This is a genomic window from Flavobacterium sp. WG21 (genome assembly GCF_000335775.1).
Taxonomy (GTDB): Bacteria; Bacteroidota; Bacteroidia; order Flavobacteriales; family Flavobacteriaceae; genus Flavobacterium; species Flavobacterium tructae.
In genome coordinates this window covers 157,665-178,162 of the sequence record NZ_AMYW01000006.1, presented here as the reverse complement: position 1 = coordinate 178,162, position 20,498 = coordinate 157,665, and the positions used below count along the sequence as shown (strand labels likewise).

Here is a 20,498-nt window from a genome sequence, read left to right as displayed (position 1 = left end):
TTTATTTCACGAAGCTGCTGAATATCGAGTAAATCTTTAGCTCTGTTCGCTTTAATCTTACTTGTAATCAGGTCTTCCAGTGATAAATTCATCAATGTTTTGATTCCACAATTTTGACATCCTATTTTGGTTTAATCACAATGAGAAAATTATCTTTATTCTTATCCTCTTTATTCTTAATCGGAAACCTGCTTACCTGTTCCATCAAACGAAAAAAAGCGTAAACTCTTTCGGTTTTAGACAACTTCAGAAAATCTTCCTGTTGCTGTTTGTTGCTTTCTTCTTTTGTTTGAAACCGAATCTCCATCTTTTATTAGATTGTTAGACTGTTTAGATTGTTGGACTATTCGAAAAATCTAATAATCTAACTATCCTCCTTTTAATGTTCCGAAATCACTTCCAGCTCTGTTCTGAAAGAAAGCATTTTATCAGCGAATAATTCCAAAGCTTCTCTATGAAATGCCGGTTCGTCTTCGACATAATAACGCTCTAACGTTTCTTTGCTGTCTGTAACGTATTGAACGGAATAAGTAATTCCACCCATTTCTTCCTCAATCATCACCCTGACAATTCTTGCCGAAGAAAACTTTTGTGTGGCCAGAATTTCCGGTATGTGTTTCTCTTGCATCCACTTTAACCATTGCTCCTGGACGCTCTCGTGTATATTGGTAGTAACGTTGTAAATAATCATTCTTCTTCCTAGATTGTTAGACTTCTTAGACTCCTTAGATTGTTAGACTTTTCGAATAATCCCGCAATCTAAAAATCCAATAATCTGTATTATAAATTCTTGTCTCCTCTTAACTCCCGGTATTTTTTTCTGGCATCAACAAAGTAAATACTGTCCTGATGATTAAAAATTACCTTCTCATATAAAGGCTTCGCCTTTTCTGCATTATGCAATTCATCGTTGTAAATTTCTGCAGAGAAAAACAATGCTTCGTCTATATAAATTCCATCGCCATGATGGTCAATAATCTGCTGATACTGCGCCAAAGCTGAGGTGTAATCCTTCAGGCTTTCGTAAATTTTACCTAAACGCAACATTGTAACAGCTTCAATTTCCTGCCCTTTAAACGTTTTTAATACCCCCTGAAACTGAGCAATTGCTTCCTGCTTTTTATTCTGATACATCAAAAAATCACCTTTGGCAAACTGCTTCAAAGCGGTTTGTGTTGAATCGGCAACTGTATTGTCGTTGATCAGTAAAAAATACTCGAGTGCATCATTGGCAATTAATTGCGTATTAGCCGCCTTCAATTCTTTAAACTGTTTCAAAGCCCACTCGAAATCACCTTTGTAATAACTTGTTTTGGCGGCTTTCAAACTCGCTTCATGCGCCATTACATCATTCTTCAAATCCAACTGAATTTGAGAATAATAAATAAGTGCCTGATTGAATTTCTCTTCTAAAAGCAGAATGTCTGCCAGCTCCATTTTCGCATCTGCCTGCTGATAGGCATTCAGATTTAATTCCAGCGCTTTTTTAATAATATCCTTGCCTTCTTCTGTCTTTTTAAGATTAAAAGCCAGGAAATGTGCCTGAATTATTTGCAAAGATAAGGTAAAAGGAGTTATTTCATAGGTTATGAGCAATTGTTGTAGTTCGGAATTGATTAATGGATATTCTTTTTCCTGCGCTTTATCGATTTTTATCTGCATCAAGGACGAATTTGTCTGAATGAGTAAATCACGATCTTTAGTCGTCTGAAGAATAAAATTGAAAATTTCCTCTGCTGTATTAGTATCCTCTTCATTTAACGCAAATTGTCCCAGATTAACAATACTTGAGAGTGATTCCGGGTCGCGTTTGTAAATTGCCTTTTCCTGAATAAAGGCTTTACCGAATTCTTTCTGCTGTACATAAAACCAACTCAGGTAATGATTCCAAAACACATCCTGATCTTTTTGTGTTCTCAGAATCAAAGCTTTTCGCATCGCATCTTTAAAAGCGGTATTATCCGTTTCGCCGTTCATGAAACGAGACAGCTGTGTCTGTATTAAATTTGCGTTCTGTGGATTTTTGTACGATTCTGTCAGCAAAAGATCAATCATCTGATCCGTCTGCCCTAACTGTCCGTACAGCATTCCGATTTGAAAATTGAAGTTATAATTCGGCTGAATTGACATGGCGGTCTGATAGGCTCGTAATGCATACTCAAGCAGTACTTTTTTCTCAAAAGAATTACCAACTCCGTAAACATCATTGGGATTGGTTTTAATCTTTTCGATCGCCTGTTCGTAGTAACTTTTGGCTTTAGCATCGTTTTTTTGCAGTTGGAAATTATATCCTAACTCTACTAAAAAAACGCCTTGTTTATATTTGTTGTAACGATCCTGAATTACTTTCTGTGCAGTCTCAAACTGCTGCAACTGCTGATAACAGTCAATTGTTCTTAAAAAATATTGTGTATTGGACGGCGAACTGTTTAAAAGTTCTTCGTAACTGATTTTAGCTTTTTCAAAATCACCTTTATCGTAATAGTACTGCGCAAGCTGTTCATTCTGTGAAAATGCAAAAGCAGACCAGAACAAAACGATATAGATGATGCTGTTTTTCATATTATAGCTTTTTTTTCAGTATTCAGTGACAGTTTATAGTCACAGTTTGCATTATTCAACGAGACTGAGACTGAGAACCGCGATTTGAAAACTAAATATAAACATTCTTCTTAGACTTCCAGACAATCAGTCCCAGACCTATCAAAATAAAAGGAATACTCAATATTTGTCCCATGTTAATGAGCATACTATTTTCAAAAGCTTCCTGATTTTCTTTGAAAAACTCAATTATGAATCGCGCCAGAAACAGTAACATCAGGAAATAGCCAAAGATCAAACCATCTGCTTTTCGTATCTTCTCTGATTTGTACATCGTCAGTAAAATTACAAAAATCAACAGGTAGGCAAAAGCTTCATACAGCTGTGTCGGGTGTCTTGGAATTAAATCGTCTCTCTGAAAAACCACACCCCAGTTTCCATTAGTAGGTTTCCCGTAAATCTCAGAATTCATAAAATTTCCAAACCTGATAAAAGCTCCCGTAACCGGAACTCCAATTGCCATTTTATCTAAAAGCCACAGGAATTTCACTTTATACTTTCGGCAATATAAAACCATAGCGGTTAAAACTCCGATTGAACCTCCGTGGCTTGCAAGCCCTTGGTATCCAACAAACTTATAAACTCCTGCTACTTTTTGTATGGGTAAAAGAATCTCTATCGGATGCTGCAAAAAATAGGACGGTTCGTAAAAAAAACAATGTCCCAATCGCGCTCCCAAAATGGTCCCGACGATTACATAAACCAATAAACTATCAAGATTATCCAGCGAAAGATTTTCTTTTTTGTAAATATTACGTACTATGGCATAGCCCAACAGTAATCCGCAGGCAAAAAAAGCACCATAATACTTTAATGGAAAACTATCTGTAATCCAAAAAATAACGGGATCTGCGTCCCAATTTAAAATCCCTCCCATCTTCCTCTTTTTTTAGTATTCAGTCTCGGTTTACAGTATTCAGTCGCAGTCTCAATATTCAGTGCAATTCACTGGAAACTGAGACCGCGACTGTAAACTTTACCTCAATCTTAATTTATAATATCAAATCCACAGTATGGACGTAATACTTCCGGTACTACGATTCCTTCCGGAGTTTGGTAATTTTCTAAAATTCCGGCCAAAACTCTTGGCAATGCCAATGAACTTCCGTTTAGAGTATGTGCCAATTGATTTTTTCCGTCTTTGTCTTTGAAACGCAATTTCAAACGATTGGCCTGAAAAGTCTCGAAGTTAGAAACTGAGCTGATCTCTAACCAACGATCCTGTGCCGTTGAAAACACTTCAAAATCATAAGTCAAAGAAGATGTGAAGCCCATATCACCACCACACAAACGTAAAACACGATATGGTAATTTTAATTCTTTCAAAATGTCTTTTATGTGTTCAACCATTCCGTCTAATGCTTCATAAGACTTATCCGGATGCTCCACACGTACAATTTCTACTTTGTCGAACTGGTGCAAACGATTCAATCCACGTACGTGAGCTCCGTAAGAACCTGCCTCACGACGGAAACATGGCGTATAAGCGGTATGCAAAACCGGCAGATCGCTCTCGTTTAAAATCACATCACGGAACAAATTCGTAACCGGAACCTCAGCGGTTGGAATCAAATACAAATCATCAACAGTTGAATGATACATTTGCCCTTCTTTGTCCGGTAATTGTCCTGTTCCATAACCTGAAGCTTCGTTTACCAAATGCGGTACCTGAACTTCATTGTATCCGGCAGCCGTATTTTTGTCTAAAAAGTAATTGATCAAAGCGCGCTGTAAACGGGCTCCTTTTCCTTTATAAACCGGAAATCCTGCTCCGGTAATTTTTACACCCAATTCAAAATCGATGATATCATACTTTTTCACCAACTCCCAGTGTGGTTGTGCTCCTTCGTGCAGAACCGGGATATCTCCTTCCTGAAAAACGTTCAGATTGTCATCCGGTGTTTTTCCTTCAGGAACAATATCAGCAGGAAGATTAGGTAAAGTGTATAATTTATTGGTTAATTCGGCGGCTAAAGCTTCTGCTTTTTCGCCCAATTCTTTGCTTTTTTCTTTTAAGGAAACTGTTTTTTCTTTCAAGATTGCAGCTTTCGATTTCTCGCCAGCTTTCATCAATTCCCCTATATCTTTGGACAATTTATTAGATTCGGATAAAGTGTTGTCTAATTCTACTTGTGTTGCGCGACGGTTTTCGTCTAATTGCACCACTTCTTCCACAACGCTTTTAGCATCGATATTTCGTTTTGCTAAAGCCTTGATTACTTTCTCCTGATTCTCTCTAATAAATGCGATTTGTAACATAGCTTGTTTTTTATAACTATTGTATTTTTTTTATAATGGAAGCAAATTTAAGGAAATGTTTCCTAAGATCATGACAAAGTTGGTTCTAAAGTTATTTCGGGGCTGTACCACGGAGATACGCAAAGAAAACACAGAGATACGCAGAGATTATTCTTCACTCTTTATTCTTTACTCTTTAATCTTTACTCTTTAATCTTTACTCTTTAATCTTTACTCTTTAATCTTTACTCTTTAATCACCCTAAAACTTGCTGTTGAATCTGCCGTAGTTACTTTAAGCACATAAAAACCAGAAGACAGGGTTGAGACGTCTATCTTTCCATCTGTACTTTTTCCTTTTAAAACAGAAACCGATTCGAAATTAAAAAACTCATAATCAAAGTTTTCGGCATTAAGATCTTTTATAGAAATCACAGTTGTTGCGGGATTCGGGAAAGCATATGGTTTTTTCGTATTTGTATTTTCATGCGGAGTATTATTACAAGCACTTTCTAACCATGCTGATAAATCTGTTTCATCATAAATCAGAGCATAATTGAGTTCTTTTGCTTTTTGAAACAACTCACAGGCTTTTTTGTATTTATGCTGCTCTAAATAAATAATCCCCAGATTCTTCATCGCGTACGAATTGTTTTTATCCGTTTCTAATGCTGCTTTTAAATCGGCGATTCCTTTATTTGATTCTCCTAATTTGTGATAGATTAAACCCCGAATGGTTCTTAAATCCCTGCCTCCGTAAGCCGAATTTCTGCCTGCAATTGTTTTTTCAGTTGCAAAAGCTTTCGCAACATTTTCCATTGCTTTCTCATAATTGCCTGTATCGCTGTACAATTTCGCGAGGCTCCATCTTGCATATGCGTGATCCGGTTTTACAGCTGCAATTTTCTCCAGATAAAAACACGCTAAATCGTATATCTTTCTTCGCTGGAGCAATGAAGCAAAATTATAGAGGATGCGTAAATCGTCCGGAGCACTTTTTATGGCTTTATGGTAATACTGGATCGCAAAACTATCCATTTCGAGTGATGCATAGACAAAGGCTAATCTGTCGTAAAGCTTGCTTCGAAACAAATCTTTCTTTTGTTCTAACGAATCGGCCAGAACGACACTTTTATTTTTTGGATCTTTATCAATTGAGTATTCGACTTTTTTTAAATCTTCGAGTGCCAGTGTAATATTGCCCAAACTAACGCTTAACACACCACGATTGTACAAATCATTAACTTTAGTCGGATTGTAATTTGTTTTGACATTGATTTCAGTAAGCAGTTTGAGGGCTTTTTTTACCGATTCTTCCTTGTCTTTACTGAAAGGTAGTTTATGGTCGGTTCTGCCAACTAATTTCCCATGCGAAAAATTCCAGGTGACTAACTTTTCGCCTTCCTGATTGTACTGAAAGCAATCGGAATCTTTTAGCCCTTTTTCGTCGTAATAAAAAACTTCGTTCAATTTTCCATTCGGATAATACGTTTTGGTACTGTCCGGATTTTTATCTGCTCCGTACCAAATTTGCACCGAAACGACCTGATCGTCGTAATAATACCGGGTAACATTATCGGTTGTATTCGTATTGTTCACCTGACCGGATAAAACTACCGGCAGAAACAGCAAGGCAAAAATTGCCTTTTTACAAATGGAAATTTGTTCTCTCAAGATTTTATTGATTAGACGGAAAATACAATTTCAGGTAAAATTATTTGTTTTATTTCAGGATGGATTAAAATCCATCCCAACACTATTGGCCGAGCCGAAGGCTCTTTTCGGTAAACTTTGTAGGACGGATTAAAATCCATCCCTACAATATGTCTCGAGCCAAAGACTCTTTTCGGTTAACTTTGTGAAGCTTTGTAAAAACTCCGCGAATCTCTGTGACAAAAATCCAGCTAAAACCTCTGAATCTTTGCCTCTTTGAACCTCTAAAATCTAAACCCTCTTAATTTCATGTCCCACAAATTCCTCCAAAGTCGCGAACATATCATCGACAGAAAGCACTTCGAAATCGGGATGATTTTTTAAGAAATCGGCATTTAACGTCACCAGGTTTTCTTCTAATTCATAAAAGGTATCGTTGTTCAGTAAATCACGTATTGGGTTTACGCCTTCCAATTTTCCGCTTAAAAATTTATTGAGTTTTACGCTGCTCATCAATCTCACTTTTTTGCTTTGCTGCTGAAACAATTCCAAGTGTTTTTCGGCACCAATTAAAGTCAGACCTTCTTCAATAAGTTCGTTTAATTCTTTGTTCCAACCTGATTTATAGACAAACTGAGCAAAATTCCCTTCTGTATATTGTGACCAATAGAAATCTAAATAATAACTCATCAAAGCATCTTCATGGATGAACTCATCATCGACCCCTTCTTCACGCATTAAATTGATTACCGAAATATTCGAGTGAATCACATCCTGCAGATTCTCACTGTTCATTGCCGTTTCAGAAACTATTATTCTGCCAAATTCTTCCATTTTGTTTTTTGTTTTGAGATTGTTCTGCAAATTTCGATGAAATTAAAACCAAAAAGAAACATATTTCAATCTAAATAGCATCAGATTCATCCGTGTTTTTTTTCTGATTTATTTTTGCTACTAAAGCCTTTAATTTTAAAGCACGCTCTCTTTTCTCTTCCTGAACTTTAGCTTTTTTGCGTTTTAGCAATTTGGTATGCAAAGCCTTGTTTTTGCCGTTTTTTTCGGGACCTTTTGCCATGATTTCATTTTATTAAATTGCGTTTACAAAGATAAGAAAGCGGTTGTAAGAAATAATTAAAATATACCCTATTAAAAAACATGGAATAATGATTGATAGTCTATAAAAACCAAAAGCTCAAAATAACACTTTGTAACTTATCATAACCTATAAAACTATCAAAACCATGAAAGAAACAATCTACAAGAGTTTAATATTATCATTACTTCTTACTAATAGCTGGAGTGTAATTACATTTTTTATTTACTTTTTTGAAAGCCCAGGCATGTTTAGTGGCTTTAAAACGCTTGGCTTTTTCATATACTCTTGTTGGATCTCTGCCGGCTTAGGATTAGTGATCATATTACTTTCATTTATAAAAAACTTAAAAATTGAACTTAAAATCTTTTCACTAACATTGATTATGTGGACCAATTTGTTCTTTTTTATTCTACTTTTAATTACGATAACATTAGAAATAATTCACTGCGAATCATTTTTTGATCTATTCTTATTCTTCAACATCATCGTTACACCAATATCCTTGCTGAGAATTAAAACAGTTTATAAACTGTTCGAAAAACAACAAAAACAAAAGAATTGACCTTATTTTTTGTCACGGGAATCTTTTCTGTTATTTATTTTACCTTTATAATTTTATTAGAGCGAATGCAAATTTGTAATTGATTTTTATTTCGAAAAAATGACACCAACCTTCTTCTCAACACCAGAAAAATTCAGAGCATGGTTAGAAAAACATTATCAAGAAGAAACCGAACTTTTAGTTGGTTTTTATAAAGTGAATACCAAGAAACCGTGCATGACCTGGTCAGAATCTGTGGATCAGGCGCTTTGTTTTGGCTGGATCGATGGCGTTCGAAGAGCTGTAGATGAAGAAAGTTATACGATACGGTTTACCCCCAGAAAAAAATCCAGTATCTGGAGTGCCATCAATATCAAAAAAGTAGAAGAACTCACTAAGGTCGGACTCATGCTACCCGCAGGCTTAAAGGCTTTCGAATTAAGATCTGAAGAAAGATCTAAAATCTACTCACATGAAAGAGAAGCTTACCTTCTTGACCCAGAATTTGAAAAACAATTTAAAGCTAACAAAACAGCCTGGGAATATTTTAGCGATCAGGCACCCTCGTACAAAAAGGTAATGATTCATTTGATCATGAGTGCAAAACAGGAAAAAACCAGACTTTCGAGATTAGAAAAAGCAATACAGATAAGTGCCGAACAAAAGCGAATGTTGTAACAGCTATTGCTTTGCTAAACGATAAATATTAACTTTAATCCGTCTAAAAAAGTCTCAGCTAAAAAGAAATAAAGAATGGAGGGAAGAAAAACACTAGAATATTACGTTTTAGATGTATTCTCAAACGAAAGTTATAAAGGAAATCCGCTTTCTGTTGTTTTTACCGATGGTAATTTAAAACTGGAAACGTATCAGGATATTTCTAAAGAATTTGGTTACTCCGAAACCTCTTTTGTTTATTATTCCACAAGAGAAAAAGCACTGATGGTTCGTTCGTTTACCCCAACAGGAATCGAGATCGACGGAGCAGGACATAATTTACTGGGTGCTGTTTGCGGTGCTCTCTTAAAAGGAATGCCAATTTTTGATGAGCAAAACGAAAGTGAGCTTTTTGTAATTATGAAACATTCCGCCATTCCGTTAACCGTTACTTTAGATCCGGTTACTTTATATCCTCTTGTTCAAATGCATCAAAAATCGGCGGTCATCAAGCAAGAAATTCCAACTTATAAAATTGCAGTTGCACTTGGTTTAAAAATTGAAGATTTAGATGTAAATGCTTTTGTTCCTACCATAGTCAATACAGAAGTTGCCCATGCCATGGTTCCCATAAAAAGCAGTCAGATACTCAATAGCTTTGTTCCAGACAACCAGCTTTTAATCGAAATTTCGAAAGAATATAAATTCGAAGGTTTTTATTGTTTCACCATCGCTGATGAAAATGAGGAGCATATCGTCGAAACGAGATTTTTCAACCCCATTATCGGAATAAATGAAGATCCTGCTACAGGAACGGCAGCAGGTCCTTTAATTGGCTTTTTAACGCAAAAGAAATTCACTAAATCCGACAAAGAATACAAAATTCTTCAGGGTGTACGATTAAAACAGCCCTCAATGATTGAAGTAATGAATCGCGAAGAAGATATTCTGGTTGGAGGTTCTTCTACCATAACGATGCGCGGAGAACTTTACTTATAAAAAAAAGCTGCACATGATGCAGCTTTTTTTATAAATCGAAACTATTACTTTTTGATTTCTTTTGGTAAAGTTGGTTTTTGCTGAGGCGGAATACGTTTCTTCAAAAACAAAATCTGCCCTAAATGACTCGACTGATGTTCCATAACATGAAACCAGCAATATTGATTACTCATGTCATACTTTGTTTGAACTTCGGCAAACCAGGCATCGTCTCTCTTTTTTAGCTCCGAAATTGTTTTGGCTCTTACTTCATTGTAGATGTCTAAATAATATTGAATATCATGTCCTTTAAATTCATCTCGTCCACCCTGATCGAGGTTTAAAGCGGCATTCCACTGTTTCTTTTCCTCTTCATTAAAATCTCTGTTTTCGAAGGTAAAAACCTGATAGTACTTTTCGGCTGCAGCCAAATGCATCACCAGTGCTCCAATTCGGTTGGCTTCTGCGTCATGCAAATAATCAATTTCGTACTGATTCATGTTCTTCACAGTTCTTTCTACACGGGACTTTAGATCTTCAAGCATTGAGATCATATCTCCAATTTTTGGTGATGCTCCTTCCACATTTCCAATCTTCGCTTCTGCTCGCGGTTTAATCCCGCTTCCTTCCAGTAGCAAACTGTTTTTTCCGTCAGCACTGGATTTGTCCTGCGTAATTTTGTACTCTTTTACTTTTACACTTGCCTCTTTTGAAATGCCTAAACCCCATTTCGGAATTTCACCATTTTTCAAAGGGGTTTCAAAACTTGAATTTAAAACCGCCAACGGTTCAAAAACACCTTTGTCATTCTCGATCAGCAATTCAAATTTATCAAAATAGAATTTACCGTTATACAAACACAAACCTCCAAAACTAAGTGATTTACTGTTCTTATCGATAGTTCCTTCTACGGTATAAGATTTCCATTCGTTTGATTTAATTGGTCTGTCTCTCATGTTATCAAAAAAACCTTCCTCTTCATTCTTCGTATCAACTCTTGCCCAAACTCCTGCCCAGGCCTGAGGTTCGGTACTTTCTACTTTTACCGATGCGATTACTTTAAACTTCTTTTTAACAGGAGACTGAATTTCTATCGTTTGATTGAAAGAGGTCCAATCACTCGAAACCGTCTTTTGCGTCTGGGCACTTGCCAAAACAAAACATAAAAGCAACAATGGGGTCACCAATTTTTTCATTCTTTATAGTTTTAAAAATTTAGGTAAATATAACACACTTTTTTAAGGAAATAACTGATCATATTTAGTAAATCATCTAAAAATGAAAACAAAAAAAGCCACATCAGTTAAGATGCAGCTTCCTTATAAAAAATAACCAGAACCGAAGTTCTTAGTTTGTTTTCATTGGTGGTAAATCGAATGCTTTAGACTCGTGTTCGAAATTATTACGGTGTCCGCCATCGCAAAAAGGCTTGTTTGCCGACAATCCACAACGACAAAGACCTAATGCCGATCTTCCTTGTAATCCGTAAACAACTCCTTCAGAATCCATGATTTCGAAGTCACCTTCTATTTTAATCGATCCGTTTTTATTGATGATAAGTTTTGTCTTGCTCATAAAATTGCTTTTTTGTTCTTTTTTTGAGCACAAAGGTTGCGAAATAAATCGTGAAGATTTCAGCAGGTATGCTAGTTTAAACTGGTTCTATTTTATGGGGTGTTACACAGAGTTACTCGAAAGTTTTCGCAGAGATTCGTTAAGTTCAATTGTATTGTCTGGCTTCGACTTCGCTCAGCCGGACAATAAAACACCTCATCACTCGGGTCTCCCTTCGATCGAAATGAGAAAAAACTCGGTGAATCTCTGTGCTTTTTCTCTGTGAAACTCCACGCAATAACAAAATCTCAATTCTATTGCTTATTTTTGCACTCAATAAAATTGAGTTATGATACAGAATCCAAAGAGATATACTATCACGGCAGCCTTACCTTACACCAACGGACCTATACATATTGGGCATTTGGCGGGGGTTTACGTGCCTGCAGATATTTATTCGAGATATTTACGTTTACAAGGAAAAGACGTTGCATTTATTTGTGGAAGCGATGAACATGGTGTTGCAATTTCGATGAAAGCCAAAAAAGAAGGAGTTACACCACAAGAAGTTATCGATAAATACGACGGAATTATTAGAAAATCATTTGCTGATTTTGGAATTTCGTTTGACAATTATTCCAGAACTTCGGCTAAAGTTCATCATGATACGGCTTCTGAATTCTTTAGAACCTTGTACGATAAAGGCGATTTTATTGAAGAAGTAACCGAACAATTGTACGATGCCAAAGCCAATCAGTTTCTGGCGGATCGTTTTGTGGTAGGAACCTGCCCTAAATGTGACAATCCTGAAGCCTATGGAGATCAGTGTGAAAAATGCGGATCGACATTGAATGCTACCGATTTGATTAATCCAAAATCGACAATTACCGGAGAAACGCCAATTTTAAAAGAAACAAAACACTGGTTTTTACCTTTAGATCGATATACTGAGTTTTTAACCGAATGGATTTTGGTTGGACATAAAAACGACTGGAAACCGAATGTTTACGGACAAGTAAAATCATGGGTTGACGGCGGGCTTGAGCCTCGTGCCGTAACGCGTGACCTTGACTGGGGAATTGACGTTCCGGTTGAAGGTGCCGAAGGAAAAAAATTATACGTTTGGTTTGATGCTCCTATCGGTTATATTTCGTCTACTAAAGAATGGGCAGCCCGCGAAGGAAAAGACTGGCAACCTTACTGGAAAGACGAAGACACTAAACTGGTTCATTTTATTGGTAAAGACAATATTGTTTTTCACTGTATCATTTTCCCGGCGATGCTTAAAGCCGAAGGAAACTATATTTTACCGGACAACGTTCCTGCAAATGAGTTTTTGAATCTGGAAGGAAACAAACTTTCGACTTCTAAAAACTGGGCGGTTTGGCTGCACGAATATTTAGAAGAATTTCCGGAGAAACAAGACGTTTTACGTTATGCTTTAACTTCGAATGCACCGGAAACCAAAGACAACGATTTTACATGGAAAGATTTCCAGGCAAGAAACAACAACGAATTAGTTGCTATTTTCGGAAACTTCATCAACCGTGTGGTGGTTTTAACCAATAAATATTACAACGGATTTATTCCGAAACCAAACGAATTATCTGAAGTTGACGAAGCTACTTTGGCTGAACTAAAAGCATATCCGGCTGTAATTTCAAGTTCGGTAGAGCGATACAGATTCCGTGAAGCTTTGGGTGAGTTGATGAACGTGGCTCGTTTAGGAAATAAATACTTAGCCGACGAAGAGCCTTGGAAAGTAATGAAAGACAATCCGGAGCGCGTAAAAACTCAAATGTATGTAGCACTTCAAATTGCTGCTGCATTAAGCATTTTGGCGGAACCGTTTTTACCTTTTACTGCCGCTAAATTATCCCGAATCCTGAAAAATGAAGGCAAATTGCAATGGAATGATGTTACTGAAAATCCAGAATTAATTCCTGACGGACATCAAATTGGTGAAGCCGAATTACTTTTTGCAAAAATAGAAGACGAAGAAATACAAAAACAAATAGACAAATTGGAAGCGACAAAAACCGCAAATCTTGCCGAAAGCAAACAACCTGAACCACAAAAAGATCTTATTCAGTTTGAAGATTTCGCCAAAATGGACATTCGTGTTGGAACTATTCTGGAAGCCGAAAAAATGCCTAAAGCCAATAAACTTTTAGTACTTAAAGTGGATACCGGAATTGACGTTCGTACAATCGTCTCAGGAATTGCCGAAAGCTTTTCACCGGAAGAAATTATCGGAAAACGTGTTTCGGTTTTAGCCAACTTAGCGCCAAGAGCCTTACGTGGTGTAGAAAGTCAGGGAATGATCCTGATGACAACCAATGCCGAAGGAAAACTGGTTTTCATCAATCCGGATGCCGATGCTCCAAATGGGGAAACGGTAAACTAATTATTTTAATTAGAAAATGTGGCAATTTGATAATGTGCTAATTTTCTAAATTTAGAAATTTATAAACCCGACAGGTTTTAAAAACCTGTCGGGTTTGTTAATAAAAAGACAGCAGGTTAAAATTCTTTCAATATAAATTTGTACGAAATTTAATACTGATCAAGGTTTCGATTACTTTTTTTTCATAAGTTTACTACTGCAAAAATATCCAGGGGAAATTTCTAACAACTTATTCATAAGTTATAAAAACAACCCTATGAAAATAGAAAATCAAAAACCAGCACAACAAGATGTACTGCCAGCGGTGGCAAAATTTCTTTCCTTTCTTTGGATGGAAGGCGAGTTTAGAGAACAACCGGAATATTTGTCCGAGATTTTCGAGGCAATTCTGGAAACAGAGATTGGTGACAACCAGGAGCTGCGCACTAAAATGATAAGCTGTATGAAAACCATTAAAATGCTGACCCAGGCACTTGATCCCTTCTCGGATCAACAAATAGCAAAGGCCTGCAGTGAAATTGCTACAGCTTAAACACTTTCTTAAACGCGTGAAATTGGTAATCGATTAACGCGTTTCTTTTAAACAGCCTTTCTTTTCAGTTAAATTCTACGAAAAAAACGGTTAATAATTTTTTTTAAGTTTATAATATTCGTTATTTTACACCAAAAACACACCTTTTAACGAAAAAATCGTAAAATCATGCTAATCCGTTTTGTTGTCAGTAACTTTATGTCTTTCAAAGATGAGACAGAATTCAATATGCTTCCCGCAAAAGGAAATGGCTCTCGTCAACTCACTAATCATATAAAAAAAACCAAATCTGGCGTTGAAGTTTTAAAAACGGCAGCGATTTATGGTGCAAATGCGGCAGGTAAAAGTAACCTAATAAAAGCTATAGAATTTCTAAAAGAATTAATTACAGATGAATATTATACTCCTTCAGTTACCCCAAGTCAGCGTTTTAGATTAGACAATAGCTACAAATCTAAGCCCTCAACTTTTAGAATAGAATGCGATTATAACAACATACACTATGATTATGCAATTGAGCTAAAAAAAGGAAAAATCACACAAGAGTGGCTATATGTAATAAATTCCGTAAAAAAAACAACCGAAACATTAATCTTTGAAAGAAAAAACAACGTTGTTAATTTTGGAGAGTTTAAAATGTTAAAAAAAAACAATCTAGCCTATATCAAAGAATTTTTAAAAAATGAACTTGACGATAATGTTCCCGTTTTAAAATTATTGAGACATCGTGTAGAAGGTACAAATTTATTTGACGACATATATCTTTCATTTCTATTAATGAGAATTGTAGATCCTGAGAGTAAAAGTTTTGAATTTATGCAATCATTATCTACAAATAAGAAATCACGCGAATTTGTAGAAGGTTTATTAAGCAATAGTAATACCGGAATTGAAAAGATAAAAGTTGAAGAAATAGATATAGACAACTTTTTCAGCTATGAAGATAGTGATCAAAAAGAAAGATTAATTGATGCATTAGAAAATGAAATAGAAATATCAACTGAAAACTACATTCCTTTTCGACTTAATAATAATTTACATATATTAAAAAAATTAAAAAAAAGTACTTTGTCACTATTCTTAAAACAAAACATTTCTCTTCAGAAAGCTTATTCGATTTTAATGAAGAATCTGACGGTACAAATCGATTATTTGAATTAATCCCTGCTTTTGAAGAATTATTGGAAGTAAATAATTCAATCTATTTTATTGATGAGCTAGAGAGAAGCATGCATCCAATATTAGCAAAAGAAATGCTACGGCTTTTTTCTGAAAATTCAAAGAACAACAGTCAATTAATTTTCACCACTCACGAGAGTCATTTATTAGATGATGAATTATTACGAAGAGATGAAATATGGTTTACTGAAAAAAAATCGGATGGAAGCACTGAATTTTATCCTTTAAGTAACTTTAATCCAAGAGGGGATAAAGTTTTAGAAAGGGGTTATTTAGAAGGAAGATATGGTGGAATCCCATTTTTGGGGGATTTTTCTAAATTAATTAATGAAAAATAACTGCAATGAATAGAAAAAAATATTCACTTGAAGATTATAACAAAAAGCAAGGAGATGAGGATGCTACAAAGTTTTTTATTGTTTACGAAGGAAATGTAAAAGAGCCCAATTATTTCGAAGCTTTTAACGAGACTTTTCTAGACAGAAAAACAGCTTATATACATCATATTTTAGAAAACAATACTGGAGTAATTGGGAACACTCCCTTAAAACTAAAAGAGCGAGTTGAGTCATTTATAAAAAAACCGCCGAAAGATATTAAAATAACCCCTACAATTGAAGATAAATATAGACTTGTTTTAGATGTAGACAAACATCCTCCCGAGCAAATAATTGAAGTTAAAAATTTTTGTGATAAACTAAATGATGCAAAACTATTTGTAAGTAATTATTGTTTTGAAGTTTGGCTTTGGGCTCATATAAAGGATTTAGATAAAATAGAATCAACCAAATCTGGAGAAATCAAGACAGAACTAGGAACAATTCAAACTGGAATTTATCCATTCTGTTTTATGAATATAAATCTTATAAATGACGCTATTAAAAGATCCGAAATCTCAGACCTAGACAAGGAAAACTATTTCCCTGTAATAAAATCAACAAAAGTGTATCTTTTAATTCAAGAGCTCTTAAGTTATTCAGCAGTAAATAAAGTAGTTATTAAACCTCAAACATTAAAAGATTAATAAACTTTTACAAGATTCATAAACTTAGAATCAATGAAACTCACAAAACCAAGATTAGCCCTGATTGGTGGAATACTTTGTATTTCGATTTTTCCAATATTAGTCAAACTAAAACTGGCTCCGGGATTAATCTCGGCTTTTTACAGAATGTTTTTTGCGGTACTCCTGCTTTTGCCTTATGTACTGGTTACTAAAAGCTTTAAGCTTCCGAAAACCAAATTCATATTATTAGCAGTGCTTTGCGGAATTCTATTCTCTTCGGACGTTGCGGTTTGGAATATTGCTATTCAGGATTCAAGTGCGACTCAGGCATCTTTGCTAACTAATTTATCACCGCTTTGGGTTGGGATTGGTTCTTTTTTCTTTCTAAAAATACGACCTGCCACCAATTTCTGGATCGGAACTGTCGTTTCCTTATTCGGAATGGTCACGTTGGTGGGATTTGAGTTTTTCATGGATTTGAATTTTGATCAAGCCTTTTTGTTTGCGGTTTTATCGGGTATTCTTTATTCGATTTATCTATTGGTAAGCAAAAAAGCACTCTCAGAAATCGATGTTTTATCTTTTATGACCATCAGCTTAATTGCCTCGAGTATTTATTTAGGAATTCTATGTTATGCCTTGGATCAGCCTTTTGCAGGTTTCTCGAATACGGGTTGGTTTGTACTGGCACTTCAGGCTGTGATTTGTCAATTGTGTGCCTGGCTTTCCATCAGTTATGCTACCCAGCACATGCGCGCCACAAGGGTTTCGTTAAGTTTATTGAGTCAGGCCGTAATTACTTCGATATTAGCTTGGTTGTTTTTGGAAGAACAAATAACTTTACAAATGGTTTTTGGCGGAATCATTCTGCTGCTCGGAATTAGAATTACGTTCTATGATAAAACGATTTCATTAAAAAAGCTTTTCTAAGTCATTGGCCCGCGGATGACGCTGGTTTTACAGATTTTCGCAGATTATTTATTCATCTGAATCATTAAATTCGTGAATTCGTAATAAAAAGGTTTCACGCAGATTTAGCAGATCTGGCAGATTATTTTAGAAGCTTTGAGATCATTTTAAACTGTAGCAATAAAATTCGTGAATTCGTGGCGAAAAAACCTGAAACAAGAAAAACTTCAAACCTGAAACAAAAACATTATGTTACATAAAAACAAAATACCCAATTTAAAAGTAATCGCATTCGATGCCGATGATACTTTATTCGTAAACGAACCTTACTTTCAGGAAACCGAACATAAATTTTGCGCTTTGATGGAAGATTATCTTTCGCATCAGGGAATTTCGCAGGAACTATTCAAAATCGAAATTGAGAACCTGTCACTGTACGGTTACGGAATCAAAGGCTATATTTTGTCGATGATCGAAGCTGCAATGACAATATCCAACAACACTATTCCGATTGAGGTTATCGAAAAAATCATCCAGTATGGAAAAGAATTACTCGAAAAACCAATTGAATTGCTTGATGGCGTCGAAGAAACTCTAAAAACACTACACGGAAAGTACAAACTGGTTGTAGCCACAAAAGGCGATCTGAAAGACCAGCACAGCAAATTACATCGCTCAGGACTTGGTCATTATTTTCACCATATCGAAGTAATGTCAGACAAACAGGAAATTGATTATACGAAATTATTAGGACGTTTAGAGATTCAGGCAGAGGAATTCCTAATGATCGGGAACTCTCTAAAATCAGATGTACTTCCGGTTTTAGGAATTGGCGGTTATGCTGTACATATTCCGTTTCACACCACTTGGGAGCATGAAAAAATCAGTCACAAAATAGAACACGAACATTTTAGTTCGTTTGAAAAAATCACTGAAATCCTTCAGAACTTATTGTAATGAAAACACTTTTAGACTTAGAAAACTGGAATAGAAAAGAGCACTTTGCACACTTCATTCAAATGGAAGAACCCTTTTTTGGGGCTACCGTCGAGATTGATTGTACGCAGGCCTACGAAACGGCCAAAAGTCTCGAATCATCCTTTTTTATTTATTATTTGCATAAAACACTGGTTGCCGTAAATGCAATCGAAAATTTTAGATACCGAATTTCGGGAGATCAGATTTACATCAATGACCAAATCGATGCCTCAGCAACCATCGGACGTGAAAACGGTACTTTCGGATTTTCATTTATAGAATACCACCCTGATTTTAAAACCTTCGAAAAAACAGCTTTACAGGAAATAGAACGCATACAGAATACCACGGGACTTTTTACAAGGTCTTTTGAAAATGATAATTTAATTCACTTCTCGGCAATTCCGTGGTTGAATTTTACGTCACTTTCACATGCCCGCAGTTTTACCTTTCCGGACAGCTGTCCAAAGGTTTCTTTCGGAAAAATGATGGTTTCACCAACCGGAAAAAGAACCATCGCAATGTCTGTTCATGTGCATCACGCCTTAATGGACGGATTACACATGGGACAATTTGTAGACTATTTTCAGGAATTAATGAATCAGTAATTCGCACACAAGAGGTTTAAATTTGGAATAATTTTGTCGATAAAAGCATATGAAAAAACTACTCCTTTTCTTGTTAGTAACCTATCAGTCAACGCTGTTGAGTCAGACAGTGTTGGCATCTTATCCTTTAGATTTAAAAAGGTACGATCAGAACAATACAATCGTTAATGTCGAAAATAAGGCAACGCACGATGTATTTGTTTTTGCCACAAATACTCAGAATCTTACCATTTTAAAATACAATAACGCTTTATTTTTAAAGGACGAATTTACAGTATCACGTGCCAATCTTGAAAACAAATCGATATTGGGTTATAGTTTTAGTGAAGACGGAAACCCTACACTTTATTGGGCTTCCGAAGATTCCTCGGAAATTTTGGTTGTTAAGTATTATTTAGAAACCAAAACATATAAGATTTTAAAATTTCAATATCCTTCTTCGAGTGAATACATCGTTGCTAAATTCCAAAGCAATAATCTACTCTACCTGTTATCTAAAGAACTCACAAGTCATACTTTAACAGCCTATGTTTTTAAAAACGGAATTGTAGAAGAGCGGATATTTGATTTCTCTGCTTTTACCTTTCAAAACAAAAGAGGTCAGTCTGTAAACTTTTCACAGCTCATCAAAGAGAATCCGATTATAAAAATTGATCCGGAAGATTATACCCCTTTAGACAAAGCTTCTAAAAAAAGTAAAATTTATCTCGAAGACAATCATCTTATCCTGACGCTGGATCATAATCCGAAAGAAACACAGCTTTTTGATCTCAATCTGGAGAATCAGGATGTTATTGAAAAGAAAATTACGCAGTCTGAGATTAAAACACCTCGCAAAATAAGCAACTCATTCTATCATGAAAGGAAGCTTTATCAAATCAATGCTAATGAGGATGAACTGGTTCTTGACATTAAAAATTATGATTCGGGCGAACTTATAAAAAATATCAGAGTTACAAAGGAAGATACGATTCGATTTAAGACCTCTCCCTTCCTTGTTCAGCAAGGCGGTGAAAGAAAACCACGGGAATTGAAGAACACAAAACGTTTTCTACAACATCTGGCTGCATTAGAAATAGGTTTATCTCTTTATAACAATGGAATTAATACTTCTATGACACTCGGCGGAACGCCACGTGTTGGCGGAGCTTATTACACCGTCATGAACGATACTTTTACCTGGGATTATTTGCCGGTTGTAAATGACGAAACCGTATTTTTTGAAACTGCTTTAAACCAAAAATCAGAATTTGTTGCCAAAGATCCGGCACCAATGGCGCTTGACAACTTGTATTACTTTTTAAACAACAATAGAAAAGCGATTCTGGATAACATTTTTAGATTTGATGATTATTATATTTTAGGATACTACGATACTGCTTTAAAACAATATCAGATGCGAAAATTTACCGATGGATTCCCGGAAAATGAAACACAAAACCCGATCATCGATAAGGCTGTTTTTTCGAAACCATTTTCATTTGAAAGGCCTTAATTTTATTGAGAATTAATCCAAATGTCTTATGTTTTCAGGTTTGAAAAAAAAGGGAATGGATTATTTT

Annotated in this window: 21 protein-coding genes; 11 read left to right on the top strand and 10 right to left on the bottom strand. The window is 35.5% G+C overall.

Translation table 11 applies throughout. The features are described from left to right. Positions 1-121: 121 nt before the first annotated feature. From C245_RS0107150 to C245_RS24355, 8 genes are all read right to left on the bottom strand, one after another. Positions 122-307: a hypothetical protein gene (locus C245_RS0107150; RefSeq protein WP_017495903.1), complete on the bottom strand. Its 186-nt coding sequence runs from the start codon at positions 305-307 to the stop codon at positions 122-124. Between the two features lie 72 nt (positions 308-379). Continuing rightward, a complete protein-coding gene (locus tag C245_RS0107145; RefSeq protein WP_017495902.1) occupies positions 380-691 on the bottom strand; it encodes a DUF4286 family protein in 312 nt (103 codons plus the stop codon). Positions 692-780: 89 nt separating this feature from the next. After that, a complete protein-coding gene (locus C245_RS0107140) occupies positions 781-2,562 on the bottom strand; it encodes a tetratricopeptide repeat protein (protein WP_017495901.1) in 1,782 nt (593 codons plus the stop codon). 91 nt (positions 2,563-2,653) lie between these two features. Then, the gene (gene lgt, locus C245_RS0107135; protein ID WP_017495900.1) at positions 2,654-3,478 is read right to left on the bottom strand and encodes a prolipoprotein diacylglyceryl transferase; all 825 of its coding nucleotides are present in this window, start codon (positions 3,476-3,478) and stop codon (positions 2,654-2,656) included. Between the two features lie 110 nt (positions 3,479-3,588). After that, the gene (gene serS, locus C245_RS0107130; protein WP_017495899.1) at positions 3,589-4,860 is read right to left on the bottom strand and encodes a serine--tRNA ligase; all 1,272 of its coding nucleotides are present in this window, start codon (positions 4,858-4,860) and stop codon (positions 3,589-3,591) included. Positions 4,861-5,084: 224 nt separating this feature from the next. Then, complete coding sequence (locus C245_RS0107125) at positions 5,085-6,512, bottom strand: T9SS type A sorting domain-containing protein (protein ID WP_017495898.1); 1,428 nt, start codon at positions 6,510-6,512, stop codon at positions 5,085-5,087. 270 nt (positions 6,513-6,782) lie between these two features. Beyond that, complete coding sequence (locus C245_RS0107120) at positions 6,783-7,325, bottom strand: hypothetical protein (RefSeq protein WP_017495897.1); 543 nt, start codon at positions 7,323-7,325, stop codon at positions 6,783-6,785. 70 nt (positions 7,326-7,395) lie between these two features. Further along, a complete protein-coding gene (locus C245_RS24355) occupies positions 7,396-7,566 on the bottom strand; it encodes a hypothetical protein (RefSeq protein ID WP_017495896.1) in 171 nt (56 codons plus the stop codon). 682 nt (positions 7,567-8,248) lie between these two features. Between C245_RS24355 and C245_RS0107105 the strand changes: the two genes are divergently transcribed. Both C245_RS0107105 and C245_RS0107100 read left to right on the top strand, forming a co-directional pair. Continuing rightward, the gene (locus C245_RS0107105; RefSeq protein WP_017495894.1) at positions 8,249-8,806 is read left to right on the top strand and encodes a YdeI family protein; all 558 of its coding nucleotides are present in this window, start codon (positions 8,249-8,251) and stop codon (positions 8,804-8,806) included. A 75-nt stretch (positions 8,807-8,881) separates the two neighbouring features. Further along, complete coding sequence (locus C245_RS0107100) at positions 8,882-9,784, top strand: PhzF family phenazine biosynthesis protein (RefSeq protein ID WP_017495893.1); 903 nt, start codon at positions 8,882-8,884, stop codon at positions 9,782-9,784. A gap of 44 nt (positions 9,785-9,828) precedes the next feature. Here the strand turns inward: C245_RS0107100 and C245_RS0107095 are convergent, their stop codons facing one another. Both C245_RS0107095 and C245_RS0107090 read right to left on the bottom strand, forming a co-directional pair. After that, the gene (locus C245_RS0107095; protein WP_017495892.1) at positions 9,829-10,959 is read right to left on the bottom strand and encodes a DinB family protein; all 1,131 of its coding nucleotides are present in this window, start codon (positions 10,957-10,959) and stop codon (positions 9,829-9,831) included. A gap of 151 nt (positions 10,960-11,110) precedes the next feature. Then, entirely contained in the window at positions 11,111-11,338 is a 228-nt protein-coding gene (locus tag C245_RS0107090) for a CDGSH iron-sulfur domain-containing protein (protein ID WP_017495891.1), read from the bottom strand. A 328-nt stretch (positions 11,339-11,666) separates the two neighbouring features. On the opposite strand from C245_RS0107090, the gene metG reads away from it, so the two are divergent. The 9 genes from metG to C245_RS0107045 all read left to right on the top strand — a co-directional run bounded on the left by metG (position 11,667) and on the right by C245_RS0107045 (position 20,431). Next, entirely contained in the window at positions 11,667-13,724 is a 2,058-nt protein-coding gene (gene metG, locus C245_RS0107085; RefSeq protein ID WP_017495890.1) for a methionine--tRNA ligase, read from the top strand. A gap of 256 nt (positions 13,725-13,980) precedes the next feature. Further along, a complete protein-coding gene (locus C245_RS0107080) occupies positions 13,981-14,256 on the top strand; it encodes a hypothetical protein (protein WP_017495889.1) in 276 nt (91 codons plus the stop codon). A 198-nt stretch (positions 14,257-14,454) separates the two neighbouring features. Next, a complete protein-coding gene (locus tag C245_RS23630) occupies positions 14,455-15,417 on the top strand; it encodes an ATP/GTP-binding protein (protein ID WP_026109925.1) in 963 nt (320 codons plus the stop codon). Next, the gene (locus C245_RS0107070) at positions 15,300-15,773 is read left to right on the top strand and encodes an AAA family ATPase (protein WP_081603519.1); all 474 of its coding nucleotides are present in this window, start codon (positions 15,300-15,302) and stop codon (positions 15,771-15,773) included. Before C245_RS23630 ends, C245_RS0107070 begins: the two co-directional genes overlap by 118 nt. A 5-nt stretch (positions 15,774-15,778) precedes the next feature. Next, a complete protein-coding gene (locus tag C245_RS0107065) occupies positions 15,779-16,459 on the top strand; it encodes an RloB family protein (protein ID WP_017495887.1) in 681 nt (226 codons plus the stop codon). A gap of 33 nt (positions 16,460-16,492) precedes the next feature. After that, complete coding sequence (locus C245_RS0107060) at positions 16,493-17,371, top strand: DMT family transporter (RefSeq protein ID WP_017495886.1); 879 nt, start codon at positions 16,493-16,495, stop codon at positions 17,369-17,371. A 228-nt stretch (positions 17,372-17,599) separates the two neighbouring features. Beyond that, entirely contained in the window at positions 17,600-18,307 is a 708-nt protein-coding gene (locus C245_RS0107055) for an HAD family hydrolase (protein WP_017495885.1), read from the top strand. Further along, positions 18,307-18,936: a chloramphenicol acetyltransferase gene (locus C245_RS0107050; protein WP_017495884.1), complete on the top strand. Its 630-nt coding sequence runs from the start codon at positions 18,307-18,309 to the stop codon at positions 18,934-18,936. The genes C245_RS0107055 and C245_RS0107050 overlap by 1 nt, the downstream gene beginning before the upstream one ends. A gap of 49 nt (positions 18,937-18,985) precedes the next feature. Further along, entirely contained in the window at positions 18,986-20,431 is a 1,446-nt protein-coding gene (locus tag C245_RS0107045) for a hypothetical protein (protein ID WP_017495883.1), read from the top strand. The last annotated feature ends 67 nt before the right edge of the window (positions 20,432-20,498 follow it).